Annotated in this window: 4 protein-coding genes; 2 read left to right on the forward strand and 2 right to left on the reverse strand. The window is 57.9% G+C overall.

Annotated elements, in window-relative coordinates:
• Window positions 1-138: 138 nt before the first annotated feature.
• Complete coding sequence (locus VN622_00060) at window positions 139-441, reverse strand: DUF4279 domain-containing protein (GenBank protein HWR34246.1); 303 nt, start codon at window positions 439-441, stop codon at window positions 139-141.
• Between the two features lie 672 nt (window positions 442-1,113).
• Between VN622_00060 and VN622_00065 the strand changes: the two genes are divergently transcribed.
• Complete coding sequence (locus VN622_00065) at window positions 1,114-1,386, forward strand: hypothetical protein (GenBank protein ID HWR34247.1); 273 nt, start codon at window positions 1,114-1,116, stop codon at window positions 1,384-1,386.
• Window positions 1,387-1,427: 41 nt separating this feature from the next.
• Window positions 1,428-1,739: a hypothetical protein gene (locus VN622_00070; GenBank protein ID HWR34248.1), complete on the forward strand. Its 312-nt coding sequence runs from the start codon at window positions 1,428-1,430 to the stop codon at window positions 1,737-1,739.
• Window positions 1,740-1,758: 19 nt separating this feature from the next.
• Here VN622_00070 and VN622_00075 read toward each other — a convergent pair.
• Window positions 1,759-2,176, reverse strand: a 418-nt coding sequence (locus VN622_00075; GenBank protein HWR34249.1) for an AMP-dependent synthetase, incomplete at its 5' end; no start/stop codon positions are given.

Genomic DNA, 2,176 nt, shown 5'->3' on the forward strand with positions numbered 1-2,176 from the left:
TACTCCTTCAGCGCGGCGATGATCTGCTCCTCGGTGTGTCCCTTCTTCGGCATGTCGAACCTCCTCGTTCCCCTCTCCGAGGACCTCAATTGCCTACGATATCTCCAATTTCAATTGGTACAACTTCTGGGTTTTGGATCAGTTGAAGTAGGCGACCAGTTGCATCACCCCGCCGTACTTCAACGAGACTTCGACGAACCCGGATCTGTTTTCGCGCAACTGCTGAATCACGTCTGCAATATGCTCCTCCAGACTGCAATTCCGCTCAAGCCGGGAGTATAGCGACCAACGGCTAAATTTGCGCTCATACTGCGTACGTGGATTGACGTCGCCCTTTAGCCAGCATTCCGTCGGCGTCACCACGACCAGTTCTGAAATGTCCGCAGGATCGAAATCCCCTGTGACGGTGAAGTAGGCGTACTGCTGATTGGCTTCAGTCATCGGCTTCTACAGCAGAGTATACTGGTCGGACCCGACGAGAGCGTAGTGGACGTAATGTAACCTTACCGTAGAAGACTTACGAATCCTCTCCCGATTCCGCGCCACTCTCCGCAGCAGGGGGATTTTCAAGGAATTCCAGCAGGGCACGCGCTTCCGCTTCGCATTCACGGGGCACCTGAATTATACAGGAGCATCTCCATAAAGGGGTTTGCCCGATGCCGGGTGCTCCAACAGCACCGTCGGATATCGAAAAGTATCGCGGATCATCTCCGCTCACGAGATAGTTGATCCCCGCATCTTCCAGGGCTGATTTAGCAAGCGACAGAGCGAAAGTGTCGCTGGTTTCCAAAACCGTCACGAGATCAAGATTATCGCTTCCCATTGTGGTCGGCACTATTATATGTGCAGGCAAAGCAGGTGCGGACGCTCGTCCAGTTCAGCGTGACATGGACACGAAGTTGTTGGAAAGTGGCCTTTGCGGAAAGCGAGGCCAGCCGCTGCTCGGCGAGCCGCCACTTTTCCAAGAACGCCATTTGCCAGCCATAACCCGCTTCGCGGCATCCATGCGCTCCGTCCAGTAAAGGAGCGCCGAATTGGGCGCTAGAATTTGAGAGGAGGTGATCCGTTATAGTCTTCCGGGCACAGCTAATTGCATTTGTGCTGCTGGCGGGCGTGCCACAGGTCTGCCAAACGCAGCAGGTGCAACAAGGACCATCGCCGACCAACGTCGACCTGAGCCGATTTCTCCCACCGAACGCGACTCTCGTGAAGCAGCTAAGGGTGGACTTCGGCGACAACGCTGGCCTTGAGACGGTGCTCGCCTACGCCTCGGAATCAGGGCCTTCCATCGCTATGGGAATCCGTGTCCTAAAGAACGGCGCTGTCGTTTTCGAGGAGTCTGACGCCGTCATAAATGGGGTGGCCCAACCGAAGCAATCAAGATAGACAAGCTAAAGGCGCGCAACGGCAAGGAAGGTGTAATTGTCGTGCTGGAAAGCTCGGGGGCGGGTACGGCAACTGAGTGGCACGTATTAGCGATGCTTGGCGACAAGATTTCCAGACTGAATCCAGGGCAGGCGAGGGCCAACGTTCTACAGCAAAGGGGCTATCAGGATTGGGGCTACAATGGCGTGACCTCGAACGGGGAATATATCGTCGAGACTCAGCCGGGCTACTCGCGGAAGACTGCCCGCTGTTGTCCTGATCGGTCAACGATCGAAATGACCTTCAAGTTCACGGGTACTTCTGTGGTGCTGGACAAGGTAGCCGAACTTCCCTTCACTCCGACGGAATGGTAGCTTTGGCCGAAAATGGGGCTTATGGGCCAAAGCCGGTCAGGGCCTCCGGGTTTGCGACCGTGGAGACGTCGCCGTGCTCCTCCCCGAGGTATTGGCGGCGGATGAGACGGCGGACCACCTTACCGCTCTGGGTTTTGGGGAGTTCGCGCACGAGGTACACTTCGCGGGGGCGGAAGGCGGTGCCCATGACGTCCGCCACATGAGCACAGAGCGATGGGAGCGAGGGTGTTGTGCCGGGCCGCGCTACCACGAAGGCCACGATGGCTTCGCCCTTCAGCTCGTCCGGCGCGCCGATCACGGCCGCTTCGGCCACGTCGGGATGGCGAAGGAGGGCTTCTTCCACCTCTGCGGGACCGACCTTGCGGCCCGCCACGTTCATGGATTCGTCGGCGCGGCCGTGCACGAACCAGTGGCCGTCCTCATCCACGCTGGCCCAG

Source organism: Clostridia bacterium (genome assembly GCA_035561135.1).
Taxonomy (GTDB): Bacteria; Acidobacteriota; Terriglobia; order Terriglobales; family Acidobacteriaceae; genus DATMYA01.

Bases quoted from the DNA above. Each gene is read 5' to 3' on its own strand.
- VN622_00060 (HWR34246.1), bottom strand. From the start codon at position 441: ATGACTGAAGCCAATCAGCAGTACGCCTACTTCACCGTCACAGGGGAT.